The organism is Psychrobacter sp. DWR1-2-3, from assembly GCF_049896465.1.
Lineage (GTDB): Bacteria > Pseudomonadota > Gammaproteobacteria > Pseudomonadales > Moraxellaceae > Psychrobacter > Psychrobacter maritimus.
Genome location: NZ_JAFCUJ010000011.1, coordinates 13,149 through 33,301, shown reverse-complemented (window position 1 = coordinate 33,301; position 20,153 = coordinate 13,149). Strand labels below are relative to the sequence as shown.

Annotated in this window: 20 protein-coding genes and 1 pseudogene; 12 read left to right on the top strand and 9 right to left on the bottom strand. The window is 38.2% G+C overall.

Annotation, left to right across the window (positions count from 1 at the left end; all coding sequences use genetic code 11):
* Positions 1-171 precede the first annotated feature (171 nt).
* Complete coding sequence (locus ACP7AA_RS12925; RefSeq protein WP_426223812.1) at positions 172-1,515, top strand: reverse transcriptase domain-containing protein; 1,344 nt, start codon at positions 172-174, stop codon at positions 1,513-1,515.
* Between the two features lie 102 nt (positions 1,516-1,617).
* On the opposite strand, the gene ACP7AA_RS12920 is transcribed toward ACP7AA_RS12925, so the two are convergent.
* Positions 1,618-1,914, bottom strand: a complete 297-nt coding sequence (locus ACP7AA_RS12920; protein ID WP_426223811.1) for a hypothetical protein — start codon at positions 1,912-1,914, stop codon at positions 1,618-1,620.
* A gap of 293 nt (positions 1,915-2,207) precedes the next feature.
* Between ACP7AA_RS12920 and ACP7AA_RS12915 the strand changes: the two genes are divergently transcribed.
* The gene (locus ACP7AA_RS12915) at positions 2,208-3,107 is read left to right on the top strand and encodes a hypothetical protein (RefSeq protein ID WP_426223810.1); all 900 of its coding nucleotides are present in this window, start codon (positions 2,208-2,210) and stop codon (positions 3,105-3,107) included.
* Positions 3,108-3,274: 167 nt separating this feature from the next.
* Here the strand turns inward: ACP7AA_RS12915 and ACP7AA_RS12910 are convergent, their stop codons facing one another.
* The 5 genes from ACP7AA_RS12910 to ACP7AA_RS12890 all read right to left on the bottom strand — a co-directional run bounded on the left by ACP7AA_RS12910 (position 3,275) and on the right by ACP7AA_RS12890 (position 6,036).
* Positions 3,275-3,745, bottom strand: coding sequence for a hypothetical protein (locus ACP7AA_RS12910; RefSeq protein ID WP_426223809.1), 471 nt, complete (start codon positions 3,743-3,745; stop codon positions 3,275-3,277).
* Between the two features lie 109 nt (positions 3,746-3,854).
* Complete coding sequence (locus tag ACP7AA_RS12905) at positions 3,855-4,844, bottom strand: DNA cytosine methyltransferase (protein WP_426223808.1); 990 nt, start codon at positions 4,842-4,844, stop codon at positions 3,855-3,857.
* A gap of 143 nt (positions 4,845-4,987) precedes the next feature.
* The gene (locus tag ACP7AA_RS12900; RefSeq protein ID WP_426223807.1) at positions 4,988-5,203 is read right to left on the bottom strand and encodes a type II toxin-antitoxin system RelB/DinJ family antitoxin; all 216 of its coding nucleotides are present in this window, start codon (positions 5,201-5,203) and stop codon (positions 4,988-4,990) included.
* 103 nt (positions 5,204-5,306) lie between these two features.
* Positions 5,307-5,567, bottom strand: coding sequence for a hypothetical protein (locus ACP7AA_RS12895; RefSeq protein ID WP_193010983.1), 261 nt, complete (start codon positions 5,565-5,567; stop codon positions 5,307-5,309).
* A 67-nt stretch (positions 5,568-5,634) separates the two neighbouring features.
* The gene (locus ACP7AA_RS12890; protein WP_426223806.1) at positions 5,635-6,036 is read right to left on the bottom strand and encodes a hypothetical protein; all 402 of its coding nucleotides are present in this window, start codon (positions 6,034-6,036) and stop codon (positions 5,635-5,637) included.
* Between the two features lie 460 nt (positions 6,037-6,496).
* Between ACP7AA_RS12890 and ACP7AA_RS12885 the strand changes: the two genes are divergently transcribed.
* Both ACP7AA_RS12885 and repM read left to right on the top strand, forming a co-directional pair.
* A complete protein-coding gene (locus tag ACP7AA_RS12885; RefSeq protein WP_426223805.1) occupies positions 6,497-6,871 on the top strand; it encodes a hypothetical protein in 375 nt (124 codons plus the stop codon).
* Between the two features lie 628 nt (positions 6,872-7,499).
* Positions 7,500-8,429, top strand: coding sequence for a replication initiation protein RepM (repM, locus tag ACP7AA_RS12880; protein ID WP_426223804.1), 930 nt, complete (start codon positions 7,500-7,502; stop codon positions 8,427-8,429).
* 209 nt (positions 8,430-8,638) lie between these two features.
* Here the strand turns inward: repM and ACP7AA_RS12875 are convergent, their stop codons facing one another.
* The 3 genes from ACP7AA_RS12875 to ACP7AA_RS12865 all read right to left on the bottom strand — a co-directional run bounded on the left by ACP7AA_RS12875 (position 8,639) and on the right by ACP7AA_RS12865 (position 11,181).
* The gene (locus ACP7AA_RS12875; protein WP_426223803.1) at positions 8,639-9,460 is read right to left on the bottom strand and encodes a hypothetical protein; all 822 of its coding nucleotides are present in this window, start codon (positions 9,458-9,460) and stop codon (positions 8,639-8,641) included.
* Positions 9,461-9,546: 86 nt separating this feature from the next.
* Positions 9,547-10,131, bottom strand: coding sequence for a DNA cytosine methyltransferase (locus ACP7AA_RS12870; protein WP_426223802.1), 585 nt, complete (start codon positions 10,129-10,131; stop codon positions 9,547-9,549).
* A 459-nt stretch (positions 10,132-10,590) separates the two neighbouring features.
* Positions 10,591-11,181 carry a recombinase family protein gene (locus ACP7AA_RS12865; RefSeq protein ID WP_426223801.1) on the bottom strand — a complete coding sequence of 197 codons (591 nt, stop codon included), beginning with the start codon at positions 11,179-11,181 and terminating at the stop codon, positions 10,591-10,593.
* A gap of 898 nt (positions 11,182-12,079) precedes the next feature.
* Between ACP7AA_RS12865 and ACP7AA_RS12860 the strand changes: the two genes are divergently transcribed.
* The 8 genes and pseudogenes from ACP7AA_RS12860 to arsH all read left to right on the top strand — a co-directional run bounded on the left by ACP7AA_RS12860 (position 12,080) and on the right by arsH (position 20,104).
* Entirely contained in the window at positions 12,080-13,579 is a 1,500-nt protein-coding gene (locus tag ACP7AA_RS12860; RefSeq protein WP_426223800.1) for a SulP family inorganic anion transporter, read from the top strand.
* Positions 13,580-13,667: 88 nt separating this feature from the next.
* Entirely contained in the window at positions 13,668-14,531 is an 864-nt protein-coding gene (locus ACP7AA_RS12855; protein WP_426223799.1) for a universal stress protein, read from the top strand.
* A gap of 216 nt (positions 14,532-14,747) precedes the next feature.
* Positions 14,748-16,076 carry a Na+/H+ antiporter NhaA gene (gene nhaA / locus ACP7AA_RS12850; protein WP_426223798.1) on the top strand — a complete coding sequence of 443 codons (1,329 nt, stop codon included), beginning with the start codon at positions 14,748-14,750 and terminating at the stop codon, positions 16,074-16,076.
* Positions 16,077-16,420: 344 nt separating this feature from the next.
* Positions 16,421-17,401: a VOC family protein gene (locus tag ACP7AA_RS12845; RefSeq protein ID WP_426223797.1), complete on the top strand. Its 981-nt coding sequence runs from the start codon at positions 16,421-16,423 to the stop codon at positions 17,399-17,401.
* Positions 17,391-18,452 carry an ArsO family NAD(P)H-dependent flavin-containing monooxygenase gene (locus tag ACP7AA_RS12840; RefSeq protein WP_426223796.1) on the top strand — a complete coding sequence of 354 codons (1,062 nt, stop codon included), beginning with the start codon at positions 17,391-17,393 and terminating at the stop codon, positions 18,450-18,452. Before ACP7AA_RS12845 ends, ACP7AA_RS12840 begins: the two co-directional genes overlap by 11 nt.
* A gap of 100 nt (positions 18,453-18,552) precedes the next feature.
* A complete protein-coding gene (locus ACP7AA_RS12835; protein ID WP_426223795.1) occupies positions 18,553-18,912 on the top strand; it encodes an ArsR/SmtB family transcription factor in 360 nt (119 codons plus the stop codon).
* A gap of 52 nt (positions 18,913-18,964) precedes the next feature.
* Positions 18,965-19,297, top strand: a pseudogene (gene arsC, locus ACP7AA_RS12830) (arsenate reductase (glutaredoxin)); the annotation flags it as partial.
* 90 nt (positions 19,298-19,387) lie between these two features.
* Complete coding sequence (arsH, locus tag ACP7AA_RS12825) at positions 19,388-20,104, top strand: arsenical resistance protein ArsH (protein ID WP_426223814.1); 717 nt, start codon at positions 19,388-19,390, stop codon at positions 20,102-20,104.
* Positions 20,105-20,153 lie beyond the last annotated feature (49 nt).

Below are 20,153 nucleotides of genomic sequence, written 5' to 3'. Positions count from 1 at the left end.
AATTGTCGAATGTGTTACACCCTGCTGCAAACCAACAATCAGAGTGTTAAAGCTCAACGCGCCTCAATCGAAAGAAGATAGGCAGCGTGGTTATTGGTCGTTCAGTAGCTTGCGTGCACGAGGCGATCTTCGCCATGTTAGATGTTTGAATAATCCAGCAAGGGTTCTAGCATGGTAGTCAAGGTAGGCGAAGTCGTTGTCACTTATTCAGAATATGTAAAATCTAAATTCTATGATGAACTTAAAAGATTAGCTAAGAATAAAAAAAAAGCTAAAAGCGTTTACCACCCCTCCTACGTATCTGTTGATACCTATCTCCATCATTTTTCCGATAAAGACCTAGATTTAATTTGTTATAAAATAACTAAACTAGAATATGAGTGTGAACCTCTAACCCCTATTGTTTTACCTAAATCCAATTGTCTTAAGAACGCCCCCTTAACTACTGACAACTCACGTCTAGTTTGTGTCCCCTCTGTTCAAGATAAAGTATTACAGAAACTTCTTATCAACTACCTTAAAGACCATTACAGAACTTCATATAATAAGTTTTGTAGATTTGATCATGCGTTAAATAAAGATGAAAATGACAAGGTAATAGATATAGTACATAAAGGCGAAGTCGTAAAAAAAACGATATCTGGTATCAGAAAATCTTTATATGAGGTAATAGAGTATCGCAACGAACATGATTATGTTTTGAAAGCAGACATAGTCAAATTTTTCGATAATATCGACCGAAAAATGGCGTTACAGAAGTTCTCTAAAGAATTTTTATCATCTATAAATAATCTGGAACTTGAGTATATATTTGAACAATTTTTATATTGTGATGCTAAATTAAAACTTGGTGATAAAAAATACAGAAGACTCTTAGAGTCACATTTAAGTAGCCTAAAAGGTAAGGGTGTTCGTCAGGGTATGCCTATAGCCTCTCTATGTGCATCAATGTATTTATATGAATTTGATATGTTGGTGGATAGTAAGAAAATTCCATATATCCGCTATGCAGATGACTTCTTATTATTTGCTAATACATACCACGAGGCTAAGAAAATAGAGGCTTTCGTGAAGTCTGATCTGAAAAATATTAGGTTATCTATTGAGAAGGCTACTGGTGAGCAAAAAACGAAGATATATGGAGCAGATCAGGCTTTTACATACTTAGGATTTGAGATTGTTTATTCTGAAAAGTATCAGACTTTCGTAAGAAAAATCCCTATAGGAATTTTTGATAAGGCTATTGGTAGGATAGAGTATTACGATAGTCTGACGAAAGTTAAGCGTGATTACTCTACATATATAAAATTTAGCTTAATGCTTGATAATCTAATCTCTGGATATACTAATTATTACAGTGAAGAAAATGCAGATAATGGAAAAATTTTCAAGAATAAACTCTCTCAAGCTTCTAAAGAAGTCAGGAAAAATTTAATAAAGGCTAATTTAGGAATAGATTTTGATCAAATAGACTCTAAAAACAAGCAGTTCTTTTTCTTCGGCATTAAAGATTAAAGCTATTTTGAGCCTTTCCTAAGAACTATGTAAGTGAGTGTTTAGGTTGAATGTACACCTGTAAATAATTTAGGATGAGCTCAACCAACCGTTCATATGAGACTAATGATCTAACAAATACTCTTCTAGCGCATCGTTAATCATATCTTGGTAGTTTCCGCCAGTTTTTTTAGCCTTATTCTGGAATCTAGCAATAATACTAGGACTCACGATACTGGCACCAACACTAGAATCAGATGACACTATGCTGCCACGAGTCGCACCAGACCAGTTAATAACTTCTGGAGTATCAGACAAATCAATATCGTCATCTGAAAGCGCCGCCAGTCTTTGCAAGTTTGCTTCTTGCTCAGGGCTTAAAGGCAGCAACTCATTTACTTTATAGCTAACCCTGTCCATAAAACCTCCTTTCAACCTTAGTGGCATGTCGTGCTGATATGATACGTATAACCTCACCACCCTCACTATATCTTTATATATGAGCAGCAAAGTGCTTGAAAAAACAGTAAATGAAGCGAGAAAACAGTCCTAAAAAAATCATTGTTTTAAAGATTTTTGGCAATTATCACTCAAAAAATGATGAATGAAGCCAAAATACAACTCAGGGCATGCAGCTCACCTCTTAAGTTAACTATCTTTATAATTACTCTACGTCGTACAATCATCCTTTTTTAACCAACTAGGATGAAATTATGCCTCGCTACAACGAATTTGAAAGTCACCTTGTAAAGCTTTTTAACGATTCAAAGAGTCTGTCATGGAATAATAAGACCTATAGTGAAATATACGCCTGTAAGCCTGCCACACAAGGCTCTGGAGGAGAGTGTAAAACGGATATCTATGTTTCTTTGAGAAGTATGGGCATAGAGAAGGACTGTATTAAGATTACTGTCAAAAAAGTAGATGCTGAGTTTTTAGTTAATAAGATGACTGCTAGCGATGCGGAAGGTCTGTTTGGTAGTCAGTGGAATTCTATTTTAGTAGAGAGCATTAAAACGATTGAGAAGCAGTTTAGACAAAGCAAAATAATATATGTAAAACCTCAGAACAATCCTAAAGATCTATATTTCACTCTTGGTTGGAAGTTAGAGATTACAAATAAAATCAGAAATCTGTCTTCTGAGTTAAAGCTATCACCCAACGATATTGTCAACAAGGTTTACAGGGGTACTGAGCAACCTGAACGTAGGAAAGATGCGTTAGTTGAAAATGTGGTTATCGAAAATTCTGGAATAGCCGACTATTTACTAGAAGGAGATAGCGTCGATTTCCTAGATGCTCAATCAGCATTGGATAAACTTATTGATCTTTCAGGCTATACACCACCACCTGTTTACCTAGCGTTTACAGCCAATAACTACAGAGTACTTGCCAATAAAGCTGATGGTAAGAGAACATTAGCAGTTGCTATTAAATGGAGTTTATCTAACGGAAAGCTGGTGCCTGAATTCATATTAGAGTCTCCTCTTAAATACCAAGGGGAGACTCATATGATGCCATCGATAAAGTCTGCGCTTGAACAAATAGATATCACTACTGCCACTATGAATACTGAGCTATTGAAAGATTTAGATATAGACAGTTTGCAATAGAGGCTATCCCCGATTCTGTTTAACTACTTATTGCTTATAATCCACTAACTGGAGAGTAAGCAATAACTCACCAAATTGACCTTAAACCACCTCATCGCAATCAATAGAAGAGTCGCACTGTTGGTCAGTGACTTTCTCAAGTAACAATCTTTAATAGCAACCAAAAATCAATAAACGCCTAAAATGAGATACTTGCCGTTATCAAGTTTTGTGAAGTCATTTTCACGAGCTAGAATGGCTGCAACCTTATTAAAATAATCGGGTGATTTCATCAACTCAGGTTTAAAAAATAGTAGCAATTCCTCATCGTTTAAACCATGCTCCAAGTTGGAAAATTTTTCTTTCGCATCGGCACTAATACCAATATCAGCAGTACGAATCATATTTATGATTTCACTGGCATGTTCTTTTACTTCGCTACTAAGTTCATAAACAACACCCGAAGCATCCCATTCTAGGGCATCATTAAAGAGCGGCTCCCAATCAATAGCTGCTGGGTCATTGCTTTCGCTTTGTACACGCTTATATTGGCTTAAAATAGCGTTAATCGCTTCTTCGCTAAAATCGATGACAAGCTCATGCTGCCCAAATTCTGCAATAAAATCCTGCGTATTTAATTCTGATGCACCAGTAGTCATGTCTATAGTCCTTGTAGTCGTGGATAAAAAGTGGGTCTTTCCCAAACTTAGTGTGAGTTTTTCTATAAGCTAAATTCAGGATAGTCTCCTACAACAGTCTCAAAATAATCTAGCCGTTACTTTTGCTGATAGCATCTTTGATGCTGTCAGCAAGAATTTTGGCGAACTGTACGTTAACCGCATTACCTATCATCTTGTAACCATCGTTTAAGTCTTTATATTTAAAAATAAAGTCATCAGGGAAGCCTTGTATTCTCGCACTTTCCCTAACACTCATTCTTCTATACTCATGTCCTGGCACGAACTCATGTATATCTTGTTCGATCTTAATCATTTTAGGTGCACTAGGATGTATAGGGGATTGTCTGCCACTTGCTTGGATCGTAAAAGAAGGTTCATCCCATGAGCGCACTCTATTTCTTGACATATACATCGATGAAAAGCCACCTGTCATGTACTCATGATTGGGCACACTCAGATCAGTATTGGGTTTTGACTTGTTAAGCGCCGGTAGTGCGCTATCTGATAGATCGAAAATAATGTCTTTCAAGCACTTTTTCTTTTCTACAGGCGGCGGAAAGCTATAGTCCACTTTCAAATCTTTTCTAAATCCAATAAAGATCACTCGCTTTCTATCTTGAGCAACACCATAGTCAGAAGCGTTCAACGTGCTAAAGAAAATATCATAACCAGCAGCGCCAAGCAGCGTCATTATATTTTCTAGAGATTCTTCATGTCTTTTAGCTAACATCCCACTGACGTTCTCAGCTAAGAAAAACTTGGGTTGTTTCTCCTGCAAAATGCGAATGAAATCAAAAAACAGCTGACCTCTAGGATCTTCGATCCCTCTCTTTGAGCCGCCGGCACTCCAACTTTGACAAGGAGGCCCCCCTATTATCCCATCAACCGTAGGTATCTCATCGGATTTTACATCTGTAATTGACCTTCTATCTAGGTACGTATGAGGGTGATTTAACTCGTAAGTTTCCCAAATATTTTTATCTTTCTCATTTGCATAAATTATATCGAAACCTGACTCCTGAAAGCCTAAATCAAGACCGCCTGCTCCTGAAAACAGAGATGCAACTTTGTAACTCATTGTTTTGCCTTTTTGCTATATAAACGTAGGCGCATTTTTTCATAGTTTGCTCCAAAAGGCCAGTTCTTTATAAAGATTTTTAGATAAATAAGATAGATAAGATATGCATCTACCCTTGCTATCGTATTTTTAGCGCCATTAGCTCAGTCATTACTATGAGATTCAGATACTGTTTTTATAGGACTGTTATTAGGATTAACATGATAATCAAAAGACAGCGGTATGCTATTGGTTTCGGCTACCTGATGCAAAAATAACTTAATCGCTTGCGAAGGCGTTAAACCATAGCCCTCAAGCACCGAAAACGACTTATCTTTTAACTCTTGATCCAAACGAATATTATAATTGGTTGTGCTCATAGCAGTACTTATCGCTTATTTATGTACATTTAATATAAGCGATAAGTACCGTCAATTCAATAATTTTAGGGCTTTGGTCTTTCACAATATTGATAGTAACGCGCTACCCATCTAATCCACGTAGGAAATCATCAATTTTTTGTTTTAGCTGTTTTTGTATGACGTAGAGTTCGCTCGCGCTGTATTCTCTTAGCATACGTTCCTCATCTTTTAGCTCAAACATCTTTTTACGTATGCTATCGCTATGAGCTTCGTTTTCTAAACCAAAGGTATTAAGACGCCCCATTTGACGGTGGTATTCTCGTTGCACCTCCTCAAACATCATAAAATGGTTACTTGCTACTGATATGCCTTCAATACTCATAAATTACTCCTTTTTACACTAGGAAAACGTCCCTTTATAGAATTTTTATTTATTTACTATCAATAACTTACCTATCAAGAAGAGATCTATTTCTTTTGTTTGCCAGCTTCGCTTCAAATCTCTTCATAGCCGTATCTAATTCTTCATGCGTGGGCTGTACATAGGACTCATCACTAACATCTGTATTGCTTTCTTGGATTGGGTCACTAGAATATAAGTCAACAAAAACTTGTTTTTTTACCTCAGGCTCAACCTCTACATTACTGCTAGAATTATCTGTAGCGACAGACAATTCCTTTGATTCTTTTCTATAGCGATAAAGATAATTGGTCAGTGTGCCAGTCGTTAGAATGAGGTCATGGCGCTCAGCTAATATCTCAACCACACCTTCATAAGTATATGAAACAGCTAGCTCTTCAATCACTTCATAAAGATCACGAAATTTGGAAAACTTTGTTCTCTTAGCCATAAATTGCTCTCTATCTGGTTTTTAGCGGTCATTAATATGAGTACAAGGTGCTAATTACATTTGCTCATAATTTGCTAGCGAAATGCTCGTGATTTGCTTAGTTTTTGCTTGTAGTTTGCTCATAATACAGCAGTCTCATGATATTTGCTCATAATTTGCTAGCGAAATGCTCGTAGTTTGCTTAGTTTTTGCTTGTGTAACGCTCTTATAAGCCTTTTTAGCTAAAAAGGCTTACTACAGGTAGAAAATAACCGATTTTTCTACCTGCTTTTTGGTCATTAAATTATCCAATTTAATGACTACACCTTACGCACCCTCTCGGGATGAAAAAAAGCGTCTTAAATCAGCAACTTACCTAATTTAAGATGCTTTTTTTTGCATGCAAAGTGCAAACAAAATTAATTTAAGTAGCTGATTTATATGATATATTAATGTATACAATCTGCAAACAAGGATAATCATGAGCACCCCTACTGTATCATTTAGATTAAAGCCTGAAGTCTACCTAAAACTAGAAGCGATAGCAGCAGAGGCAGGGCAAACGCCTGGTGGCTACTTAAAGAAAAAGCTCGAGTCAGATACCAATAACTTTCTTGAAGACCTTCAGTTTATGAAAGGAGATATTAGTGAAATTCTGCACTTATTGCAGTCGAACGACGAAGGATCAAAAACGGTAGAGAACACATCAAATCAGAATGATATGATCAAGGCTTTGATGCCGATAGTGCTAGAATCGTTATTAATATTAAGAGAGGTAGCAGCACCTAACAAAGTTGGCAACGCTCAAAGATTGGTCGATAAAGCAGGAATAAAAGCTTACAATAGTCTGGATTAATAATTAAATGTATATTACCCTTGTATCAGCTGATACAAGGGCTTTTTTTGAAAAGCTATTTGATAATAAGAGATTGATCCTTGATAGCGTAGTTATAAAAATCACTGGAATTCTAACGATCTTCCGAAGGTTTTAGTTGATATAAACAATCATGGAGCTGTGCAAGCTCATATAAGCCGTCTAAGGAGGTTGAAAATTTTTTACCTAGCCAACTATACCAAACGATACTTAGAACCTTATAAGGAGCTTAATACGATGTTATTAGCTCTATTTGACTATCGCTTTGACCTCTCTTTTTAAATTATTTGAAATTACTAGTATTGAATTTATTGCTATCTTCACTGGTCTTTTCTTTTGTCACTCTAATTATTAATAACCAAAAAGGTTTTTAATGTTTTTAAATACTTTTAAAAGCTTTTAGGTGCTCTGAAATCCTTGGTATTAGGGGTTCTCATTGCTCATAAAGCAACGTTTACCCTGCTATAAAGCAACGTTTACCCTGCTATAAAGCAACGTTTACCCTGCTATAAAGCAACGTTTACCCTGCTTAAAGCAACTAATTATTAATTGTTGCTTATTTAGGTTTTATATGTGACTATTCTAATGAATATAAAATTTAGAGATTTCCATGAAGTTAGTTGTTAAAGATAACTCATTGATTAACGCTAGTTACTCGCTTGGCTTAGTTGAGCAAAGGATAATGTTGCTTGCAATCGTTGAAGCTAGAGAAACGGGGCAAGGGATTGATACAGATACGTTTTTAGAGGTTCATGCTCAGCATTACGCAGATCGTTTCGATATCAACGTAAATAACGCTTATTCTATGCTGTCAGAAGCTACGCAAACCCTTTTTAATAGACAGGTAACTTACACTGTACATGATGAAAAACGTAATAAACCTGAAAAAAGGGTAGTGCGTTGGGTAAGCGGTATTTCTTATGTCGAAGGGGCAGGTGTGGTGAAATTACGCTTTGCTCCTGAAGTGGTGCCTTTAATTACTCGTTTAGAAAAGAATTTCACCAGTTACGAGCTTGAGCAGGTAAAAAATTTAAATACCTATGCCACAAGGCTGTATGAGATTTTAGCAAGCTGGAGAAGTGTTGGAAAAGTTACGATATCCCTTGAAGAGCTACGTAATAACCTAGGTTTAATTGATGAATATTCTAGGTTAGAGGCTTTCAAAAGACGTGTTTTAGACCTAGCAGTCAGTCAAATAAATGAATATACGGATATTAAGGCTCAGTATGAACAACACAAACAAGGACGTGTCATTACTGGCTTCACATTCAAGTTTAAAGTGAAGAAGAACAAAGTAAAAATTACTGCGAAAATTGATTCTGATAACAGTGATATGCTCACTGTTGAAGGGTTAAATAATAAGCAGCTAGGGCGTATTGCTCGTAATCCTAGCTTTATTGCCGATTATAATCACTTGGTTAGCTCTACTAGCCCAGCAGGACAAGACCCTAAGATGTGGGAGTTTGAAATGATCAACCGTCTTAAAAAAGACGCTTCTCAATTTAATAAGCGTCGTATTAGAGAGTATCTTGAATACTAGGGCTTATGAGTGTATTTGATCGGTTCAGTTCCCTATACAGGCGTCGAGATGCTAGTGTTAGATATAAATTTAGGTACCATGAAATTAAGAGTATGAGTCATTAGGGTAAACCAAAATAACGCTAAAAAGCCCCCTCCCTACTGGGAGATTTTTTGTAATTAAACAGACATTCTTAGTGTGGAGATAGGACTTAAGATATCGAATGGGTACTATTTACGAGGGATAAAAATATTATATTCATCTTCAAGGCTCTGTAATACTCTATTATGATTTAGACCATTATCAGTAACCTCGTAGAATTTTCCTAATTTTTTCAAATCATTTAAGGTTTCTACAGTTTTCCTAGGTTGATATGACTGACATGATTTAAATTGAGTATATGTGCATTTACCTCTATTACTTCCTTCCGTCAATGGATTAATCGGTCTATAAATTATTTTAAAATTTTTGCTTAACTGCATGATGGTATTAGTGTCTATTGGTTTTAAAATCTGAAAGAGATCATCTATCGATCTTGGAAGCATTGAAGAACTATATAAGCAATTTGCTGTTTCAATGCCGTTGCCTACTCCTGCAACAATCTTCACAATATCATCTGCTGTAAATATGTCAGTAAACTCTCTTGCAGTATCACCTGTTCTTTTCCCGAAGGATATACTTACACCAACAAATAAAGATGCATTATCACTGTTAATCCAAGAATTGGCCCATTCAGTACAATCTTTAGTTAATTTTTGAAATAGGTCACTCCCAAATTCCCTTATAATTCGTTGGTGTGAATACCAATTTCCAAAATAGTCTGCACTACTCATTTTTGCAGAAACTTTCAAACATGCTCCATTATTAAAATTAATAATAATATCCGTTTTGTGTCCTACTGAACCTACCCTTACAGCGTTGGTAATTCTATCATTAGCACTAATCCCCAATTCTTCTATCCAATTAGGGATATTTTTAGGTAGAGCTAACTCTGCGAAACTACAAATTGTAGTTTTCAGATCGTTTTCAAATTCATCAGTCTTATCCGACATATACTTTTTCCTATTGAAAATAGTATATGATCGATTAAATTTGAAGTATTTAATAGGTGTTTTTTAGAAAAACCCGTATTTCTTTCTTATAATGCATCTTTGATACTATCAGCTAATACCTTTGCAAACTCTACATTGACAGCATTACCTATCATCTTGTAACCATCGTTTAAGTCTTTATATTTAAAAATAAAGCTATCAGGAAAGCCTTGTATCCTTGCACTTTCCCTAACGCTCATTCTTCTATATTCGTGACCTGCCACGAACTCATGAATATCTTGTTCTATCTTAATCATTTTAGGCGCACTAGGGTGTATAGGTGACTGTCTGCCACTTGCCTGAATCGTAAATGATGGTTCATCCCATGAGCGCACTCTATTTCTTGACATATACATCGGTGAAAAGCCACCTGTCATGAACTCATGATTAGACACACTTAGATCAGTATTAGGTTTTGACTTGTTCAGCGCTGGCTGTGCGCTATCTGATAGATCGAAAATAATGTCTTTCAAGCACTTTTTCTCTGCTAGAGGTGGTGGAAAGCTGTAATCCACCTTCAAATCTTTTCTGAAACCAATAAAGATAACTCGCTTTCTATCTTGAGCAACACCATATTCAGAAGCGTTCAACGTGCTAAAGAAAATATCATAACCAGCAGCGCCAAGCAGCATGTTTATTAGATCATACTTACGAGTATCAGACGATTAGCTTTACCTCTAAATAAATACTCAAATACTCAAATACTCAAATACTCAAATACTCAAATACTCAAATACTCAAATACTCAAATACTCAAATACTCAAATACTCAAATACTCAAATACTCAAATACTCAAATACTCAAACACTCAAATACTCAAATACTCAAATACTCAAATACTCAAATACTCAAAATATATAAATAAACATCTCATTTATTGTCAAGCTAGTATTCATCAAATATTCAATTGAAGAATATTGAGTCTATGACAATCCTAGGGCTGTTCAACTCAACCTAAACTACGCCAAAAATATTGGAGGCAATTAAGATTGAGTCAGAATCCATGGCTGAATCCACCAGATCAATCGTTATATATCTGATAGTATCTTATCTATAAAAAGGTAAATAAATAGTTAAAATACTTCAGATATCACCCCTGCTTTAGTACTCGATAAACCGTAGCTACTCCAACACCAACTGCCTTAGCGATCTCCTCTTTTGTCATATTGTTTTGGCTGGCCAATTCTTTAATACGATTGTGTTTTGCAGTATTGGCTTTCTTACCAGTGGGCTTATAGCCACTGTTTGCTAACCCCTGTTTAATGCGCTCTCTACGCTTATCGTTATCAAGCTTTGCCATGGTCGCCAATAAATCGATCAGCATATCGTTAATCACTCTTAGGATCTCACCTGTCATACCCTCATTAATCGTATGCGTGGTTGGTAGATCAGCCACCACCAATCGTAAGCCCTTATCTTTGATACGCTGCTTTAGAATCGAAAAATCATCTTGAGATAGTCTGCTTAATCTATCCACGCTTTCAACTAATAGTATATCGTCTTGCTCAGCGTCCTCTAGGAGCTTAGCTAATGCTGGTCTATCGAGCTTAGTACCACTGAAGTACTCAACGTAATCAATATAGTTATCACCATAGCTTGTACTGAAAGTAATCAAATCAGCTAATGCTCTGGTAGCGTCTTGATCCTTAGTGCTGGCTCTCACATAAATACGAACGGTCATAACTCCACCTATATTATTTAGACTTAATAATTAATGTTCATTGATAACAGCAAGATATTACTATCGTTTAATAATATGAACAAGTCTAATGATAGAAAAGCTATCGTTTAGAGGTTTTATGTTTTTAGTATAGGCTAATGATAGGAAAAAAGCACAGCACCCAGTCCTATAATTCAAAAGTCTGTTATAGATGGTTTCATGTTAACAGTCTGCTTTAAGTAGTCTGTTAATAGGTTTGAAGGGTGAAACAGCTGGTTCCCTTGGGGTATACCTATGAGAAACCAATCAGGCGCTTTCATTTGTTCGGTTCCCTAGTGAGGACTTGATCCTTTGTCTGTGTGCTATATGCACTAGTAAATCAAGATATTAAAATTATGAGAATGTACTCCGTTGTGTACATGAAGTGACTTTTTATAGGTATATTGAGTTATTTTTGATTTAGCATAACCCCCGTTATGCGGATAATAGCCAGATATTTTATTGACTGACGCTATGTATGTTAGAATTACGAGAAATATTACTCCTTTAATCTATAAAAGTCGTTTACTACAAAGATGAATACGCCACCCTAGTTGTACCCCTCCTCAGTAAATGATTGCTCCCTATAGCAATTACTCTTTCATAGAGCGTCTTACGCTTTTTCCTGTGCACACGCACTGCTTTAATGTTTGTATCTATAATCGATTTATCTATCGAGTCATTAAGAGCAAGCTATTAAAGGCAAGTTATGACAATAACGCGCTAAATACGATGGTTCACATTTTTATATCTATTTTTTGATGGGCATTATGCCTAGCTAGAAATGTGTCAGACCTTTTATTTTGGATATCTCCTATCTCTTAGCTCAGATATCGCGATTATTGACAGACTAAAGCAGTTCATAAAAACTGAGTTAAACATGTTAACTACTATTAAAGAACATTGGTTATCCAATGTTAGAGGCGATGTCCTAGCTGGTATGGTTGTCGCTCTAGCCCTTATCCCTGAAGCCATTGCTTTTTCGATCATTGCCGGTGTTGATCCCCAAGTTGGATTGTACGCCTCATTTTGTATTGCAGTAGTGATTGCTTTCGTTGGCGGACGTCCGGCGATGATTTCAGCCGCAACGGGCGCGATGGCATTACTCATGGTCACGCTGGTGAGAGAGCATGGTTTGCAGTATTTGCTAGCAGCCAGTGTCTTGACAGGGGTGATACAGATTATCTTTGGCTTTTTGAAGCTGGGTAATTTGATGAAGTACGTTTCGCAATCGGTTATCCTTGGCTTTATCAATGCCTTGGCTATTTTGATTTTTATGTCACAGATTCCGGAGCTTATGCCGCAAGTAGGCTCAAATCTAGTCCACGTCTATGGTCTGGTGGCGCTGGGCTTAATCATTATCTATGGTTATCCGTACATTCCCAAAATCGGTAAGATGATTCCTTCACCGCTGGTCAGTATTGTATTGGTGACAGCGATCGCTATTTTCTTAGGTGCAGAAGCACGTACCATCAACGATATGGGACAACTGCCGGATACCTTGCCGATATTTTTGCTACCTGATATTCCTCTGAATCTAGACACCTTGCTGATTATTTTGCCGTATGCCATCAGTCTTGCTATCGTTGGTTTGCTTGAATCTATGATGACCATGGCCATTGTGGATGATTTGACTGATACCAAAGGCGATCGTACGCAAGAATGTAAAGGTCAAGGTATTGCGAACGTCGTAAGCGGTTTTTTTGGTGGTATGGCAGGCTGTGCGATGATTGGTCAATCGATCATCAACGTCAAATCAGGCGGTTATACGCGCTTATCTACCTTGGTTGCAGGTGTGTTTTTATTACTATTAGTGGTGTTTTTAAGCGATTGGTTAAAGATCATTCCAATGGCAGCATTAGTCGCGGTAATGATTATGGTCTCGATTGGTACGTTTAACTGGGGTTCTTTTAAAGAGCTAAAAACCAAACCATTGCAAAGTAACATTGTTATGATTACTACCGTTGCTGTGGTGGTTGCGACTCATAACTTAGCATATGGCGTATTAATTGGTGTGTTGTTATCAGCCCTGTTCTTTGCCAGTAAAATTGAGCGCTATATGAGCGTGCATACGCAATTAGATGAAGCAGAACGAACGCGTTATTACTTCGTTAATGGTCAAGTATTCTTTTCATCGGCAGAGCGCTTGATTGAGTCATTTGATGTAAAAGAATCTATATCTAAAGTAGTCATTGATGTGTCAAGAGCGCATTTCTGGGACGTGACTGCCGTCGCTGCGATTGATCGAGTGATTATTAAATTTCGCCGCGAAGGTACTGAGGTTGAGCTAATTGGTCTGAACGAAGCAAGCCAAGCGATGATAGAAAAGTTCGGCGTTCATGACAAACCTGACGCTGATCAAAGCTTAGGTGCTCATTAATAACGTCTACTAACGATAGTGTCCATCAAGCCTATTAGTTTTGGTGAAGTGGACATGGACACTCCAAATTAAAATTTAAGGACAAATAATGAACACAGAACAGCATATTTTAGCGTGTATCGATGGTTCAGCCGTGACGCAACCCGTTTGTGATTATGCAGCATGGTATGCGAGCAAATTGAACCTACCTGTCGGCTTACTACATGTAAGTGACGTTCCTGCTTCCAACAGACGTGATTTATCGGGTGCGATAGGTGTTAACAGTCGCCAGCTCTTACTTGAAGAACTGACACAACTAGACGAGCAAAGAGCAAAAATTGCTAATAGCTATAGCAATGCGTTAGTAAATGATGCAAAAAGTCATATTCAAAGTAACTTTGATGGCGTGGACGTGAAGGTCTATCAACGTCATGGCAAATTGCTCCCAGCTATCGAACACTTTAATGCCAAAAATCGTGTCATCGTTATGGGACGACGCGGTGAAGATCACAAAGATAGCCGAATCAATATCGGTAGTCAAATCGAAACCGTGGCGCGCGCTTCCAGCGTGCCAGTGTTGATTTGCTCAGAGACGTTTAAAATACCTATATCTTATATGATAGCATTTGATGGCAGCAAAACCGCCATCAAAGCCGTCGATATGATCTCAAAAAGTCCGCTGTTAAAAGGTTTACAAGGACATATCGTCATGGTAGGCAATGATAATGAGACATCCAAAAAAAGCTTGGTAGCGGCAACTGAGCAGCTAACAGTAGCAGGCTTTCCGGTAGAAGCGCAGCATTTGCCTGCCTCCGATGCTGTTGATGGATTATTGGCTTTTCAGCAGCAAAATTCGGTCGATATTATTGTCATTGGTGCTTATGGTCATTCTAAATTCCAACAGCTATTTGTTGGCAGTACTACGACAAAGATCATCACCAAGACGCTGAGCCCCGTAATTTTGATTCGTTAAGGTGGTAAGAAGCAGCGGGTAACGATAGTTTAACTACTATTTACGGCATAGGTGCGAAAATATAGCCCAATAGCTTCACCGCCATCAAGCTGGATAAATTATTGTGCTCGCTGTCAGTTTCAGGCTGCTTTGACTGTTGCTGTATATAGAATATACAACCTAGATTAACTTTTATTATGTAATATTTTAATTTTAAACTGTTTATGGAGTGAGCGCATGTCTGGTTTTTCTGAAAAAAGAAAGGTAGGTCTAAGCCAAAATATAACAGAGCGCAGCCTTAATACTATAAACAGGTTTCTGCATATTGAAAGTGTAAGCGGTGGAATTCTACTGCTTACAGCCGTTATTGCTTTAATGTGGGCTAATACAGAAGGGATATCAGAATCTTATAATCATCTTTGGCATACCAAAGTTGGCCTTAGTTTCGGGGGGTATCATTTTTCTCAATCTCTGCATTTTATTATCAACGATGTTTTGATGACCGTTTTCTTTCTGGTTGTAGGGATGGAGATTAAGAAAGAAATTCATGATGGTGCTTTATCTAATATAAAAGCAGCTGTGCTTCCGATAGCTGCCGCTTTGGGTGGCGTAGTAGTGCCTGTTTTAATTTATTTAGCCCTATCTTCCGATGAAATCAAATCTGGATGGGCAATACCTGCTGCTACAGATATTGCTTTTGCCGTTGGTTTGTTAGCGTTACTAGGTAAATCAATTCCTTCTTCTGCAAGAATTTTTTTACTAACACTGGCTATTATTGACGACTTACTGGCCATTTTAATTATTGCATTTTTCTTCTCAGGTGGCTTAGAACCTATTGGTTTCTTAATCGCTTTTATTGGAATTGTAGGTGTGATTGTATTGCAGAAAATGGGTTTTTTCTCTGCCCTTATTTACATCCTTCCAGGAGCTTTGATATGGTTTGGTTTACTTAAAACAGGTGCTCATCCAACGCTTGCAGGGGTTATTTTAGGTCTTATGACTCCAGTTCTAACTAGACCAAGTGAAGAGGCGGCAATAGAACGTGCAAATACTGCAATCTCGAATCTTCAAGATAAAGCGATAGAGAATGCTTCAGATGAAATTAAGGCACTTGCCCGTGCTAAGCGCGAAATTTTACCACCAGTTATCAGGGTAAAAGATTTACTACACCCTTGGGTAGCTTTTGTTGTCATGCCTATTTTTGCTTTAGCAAATGCAGGAGTCAATTTTGGGAATGTCAATTTTGGGAATGCTTTAGCATTCAATACTATCTTTGCTATTTCAATTGCACTTGTTATAGGAAAACCCTTGGGCGTCGTATTATTTACATGGATTTTTTCTAAATTAGGTTGGGGGCAATTACCTAGCGACCTTAACTTAAAGTGGGTTTTACTCATCGGTCTCTTAGCAGGTATAGGGTTTACCATGTCAATTTTCATCGGTAATTTGGCATTTGCAAATGACCCAAATATTTTAGAAGCCGCAAAATTAGGTATTATTTTGGGATCTGGTTTTGCAGGATTTTTTGGTTTATTACTAGGTTTTATTTTATTAAGATCTAAATAGAGCCTTTCAGTTTTCTTTGATAATTAAGGCTTTTGATTGGACAAAGCTTTGTATATGCTATTTGTTGTTTTTCGCTGATATTTAGTGTTATTAAGGCATATTCTACAGTACATCGTAAACAGTTATACATGAGCTAGCTATTTCAATTAAAAGCTTTACAGGCTATATAATAGTAATTCCTAAATATATCGAGCTAGAATTGACGGACAACATAAAGCTAATGTCAGGATAGTCTTGATTTATCTCATTATGTCTATATTATTGGACATATAGAAACAATTAATACTATACTTTTAAAAAAAGTTCGATGAAAATGTTTATGTGATTTGTGCATTAGAATCCTGATGAACCATCTGATTGGTATAGATAATTTATATTATCAAGCATATGTCGCATGTTTATCAAAGCAAGCAAATCAATCGTGTGTATTTACAGGGCTTACTATGAAAAACATCCTATTTCTTTGTGTCGCTAATTCGGCCCGAAGCCAAATCGCTGAAGGATTGGCCAGATATTATCTGCCAGAAAGCATCCAGGTTACGAGCGCTGGATCTATACCATCTAACCTTAATCCTTATGCCATTAAGGTGATGGCAGAGTTGGGTATTGATATCAGTCAACAACATGCCAAAACAGTTGAGGAGCTAGACACCCACCTTGTAGATGCTGTTATAACTCTGTGTGCTGAAGAGGTCTGTCCTATTTTTTCAAGAGATGTTCAACGGCTGCACTGGCCGCTAATCGATCCTGCAATTGGTTCAAGTTCGTCAGACGAAGCACTTGAGCGTTTTAGAATGGTGAGAGATCAGTTGCGACAACGAATTTTAGTATTGGCGGAGCTAATAAAAATGCCATCTGGTATCGATTCTATAGAGTCTCATACTAGTATTCGAGTCAATGATTTAGCGAAGAGTACGGCGTTTTATAGCTGGTTATTAAACACGTGGCCAAAAGAGTGGACCCATCGATATGCGACCTTTATTCGCCCAGACCTAAACTTGAATATGGTTCTGGTCGTCTCTGATGGTAAAGAGCTTAATCATGACACGCTTTATCATTTAGGGGTAAATGTGAATAACCAGAAAGAAGTTATTGATGCTTTTTTTAGCGCAAAAGATGCTGGCTTAACTGTTTTTAAACCACCGAGAACCACTTGGAAAGGCACACCTTTACATGAGTTATGGCTAAAAGACCCTGATGGTAATCTAATCGAGATCTATGCACGTCTAACAGATACAGAGATTTTAACAAAACCCCAAAATGAGCAGCCTACTTTTTTAGTAGCAGGAACTGAGGCTGATACTGAGGATAGTGATGTCAACTAAGATATTTGACGTAATAGTAATTGGCGGCGGTCAAGCAGGTTTAGCGGTAGGATATTATCTTAGACGCGCTAAGCTTGACTTTATTATCCTTGATAATCAAAGCCAAAGTGGCGGAGCGTGGCAACATACTTGGCCATCACTACGGTTATTTTCTCCGGCAATAATGAGTTCATTACCTGGTAGGCTCATGCCAAAGGCCAAAGATAATGAATACCCGCATCGAGATGAAGTGCTCAGTTATCTTGCTGATTATGAGCAACACTATCAACTGCCTGTGTATCGACCATATCAGGTGAGCAATGTACAACGCGATAGTGAACACAACTATTTGCGGGTGACGGATGGAAAATTTACTTGGTTGGCTAAAGCAGTGGTTAATACGACAGGTACATGGAGTCATAGCGTTATACCAACGCTTGAGGGTCAAGAGATGTACCGCGGTGAGCAGTGCCATTCTGCACACTATGCGGGTATTGAGACGTATAAAGGCAAGCGGATACTGGTAGTCGGTGGCGGCAATTCTGGCGCGCAAATTTATGCTGAGCTAGCTAAGGTTGCCGATGTAAGCTGGGTCACGCGTGAGCCGCCATTATTTTTAGCAGATGATGTCGATGGTCGCGTATTATTTGAGAGAGCTACGGCTCGGATTATAGGTAATAATGGAGATACACCGGTGGGCGGAATTGGTGACATTGTTATGGTGCCTCCAGTGAAAGCGGCTCGTGATAAAGGTATTTTAAAAGCGGTGTCTATGTTTAGCCGATTTACTGAGCAAGGTGTCGTGTGGAGCGATGGACGTGAGGAACAAATTGATGTGGTGATCTGGTGCACTGGATTCAAACCAGAGCTTGACCATATAGCCAATTTGGGTGTGCTAGAGGATGACGGTAAGGTAGAAGTAAAACAAGGCCAATCTATAAAAGAGCCTCGTTTATGGCTATTTGGCTATGGTGATTGGGCAAGTCCAGGTTCAGCGACTTTAATTGGTGCTGGACGTAGTGCTAGAGAAAATACTCCCGCTTTGATTGATTTTGTGCAAGGGGTTTCTTAATACTCAACTCGATTTAGACCATTATAGCTTGAGAAAGCCAGTTCATGAAGACCTCATAAAATATCTTGATTTATTTTTATATGTCTATATTATCGGACTTATGGAAATAATAAACGCTACTGCCAGCTTTGCTGCGCTCTCTCAAGACACTCGATTAAAGGCTTTTAGACTTTTGGTTAATCATGAGCCTGATGGTCTGCCTGCTGGTGAAATCGCCCGCAATCTTGGTGTGCCACATAATACGATGTCGGCTCATTTAGCCGTGCTTGCCCGGGCAGGATGGGTAAGCTCACAACGACAAAGCCGCCAGATTATTTATCGTGCGTCTCTTACGCATGTCGAAGAAGTCATTCAATTCTTGTTAAAAGACTGCTGTGCAGGTCACCCAGAGTTATGTGGCTCTCTTTTGAACAGCTTGAGTGCCTGTGATATCAACCCATCCGACAAACCCAACAGCTAAGCTACTATTTTTTTAAGAATACAAACCCTTCTAACACTATAAAAAGGTCGTTATGACACCTATCATTTTTCACAACCCTAATTGTGGTACATCTCGCAATACCTTGGCCATCATGAAGGCTTCAGGCGAGCAACCGAACGTCATTGAATACCTCAAAACACCACCTACTCGTGAGTATTTGCTTGAACTATTGGTATTGATGCAGCTCTCGCCACGCGAGCTGCTACGCCGTAAAGGTACACCTTATGACGAGTTAGGTCTGGATGATCCTGCGTTATCTGACGATGAACTGATTAATGCAATGATGGCGCATCCTGTTTTAATCAACCGACCTATTGTAGTGACTGATAAAGGCGCAGCGTTGTGTCGTCCTTCGGAGCGCGTATTTGAGTTATTGAATAATCCAGTGAGTCGTTTTACCAAAGAAGATGGCGAAATCGTCCAATCTACTAAAGACGACAGTCTAGATCCCTTTATCGATTTAACTGATTTACCAAATATAGATGCGGTAGAGCTGCAACCGATTGATATTGATGCTCTGATTGGTGCAAATGATCCATGTTATCCACCAAGAATATTAGTGCTCTACGGATCTTTACGTGAACGCTCGTTTTCTAAATTAGCAAGCGAAGAAGCGAGTCGGATATTGCGTTGGTATGGTTGCGAGGTGCGTACCTTTGATCCTACGGGTTTACCATTGCCTGATAGTACTGATGCTAATCATCCGAAAGTACAAGAGTTACGTGAGCTAGCAGCGTGGTCTGAGGGCATGCTATGGGTTAGCCCTGAGCGCCATGGCAGTATCACTAGCATCATGAAAGCGCAGATTGATTGGATTCCACTGTCATTAGGTGGCGTTCGACCGACTCAAGGCAAGACGCTGGCAGTAATGCAAGTCAGTGGCGGCAGTCAGAGCTTTAATACCGTCAATCAGCTGCGTATCTTGGGCCGCTGGATGCGTATGATTACCATACCCAATCAGTCGTCTGTTCCGAAAGCTTTCTTAGAGTTTGATGACAATAATCGTATGCTGAACTCGCCTTTATATCAGCGTATTGTTGATGTGTGTGAGGAATTAGTGAAGTTTACGTGGCTCACACGTGGTCGCTCCCCTTATCTAACCGATCGTTATTCTGAGCGCGTAGAGAGTCGTGAGGAAGTATCACAGCGCGTGAACCAAAAATCACTCTAAACTCAAGCGTATCTAACGTTAACCTTCTCTAATACCATTGTTTTATTAA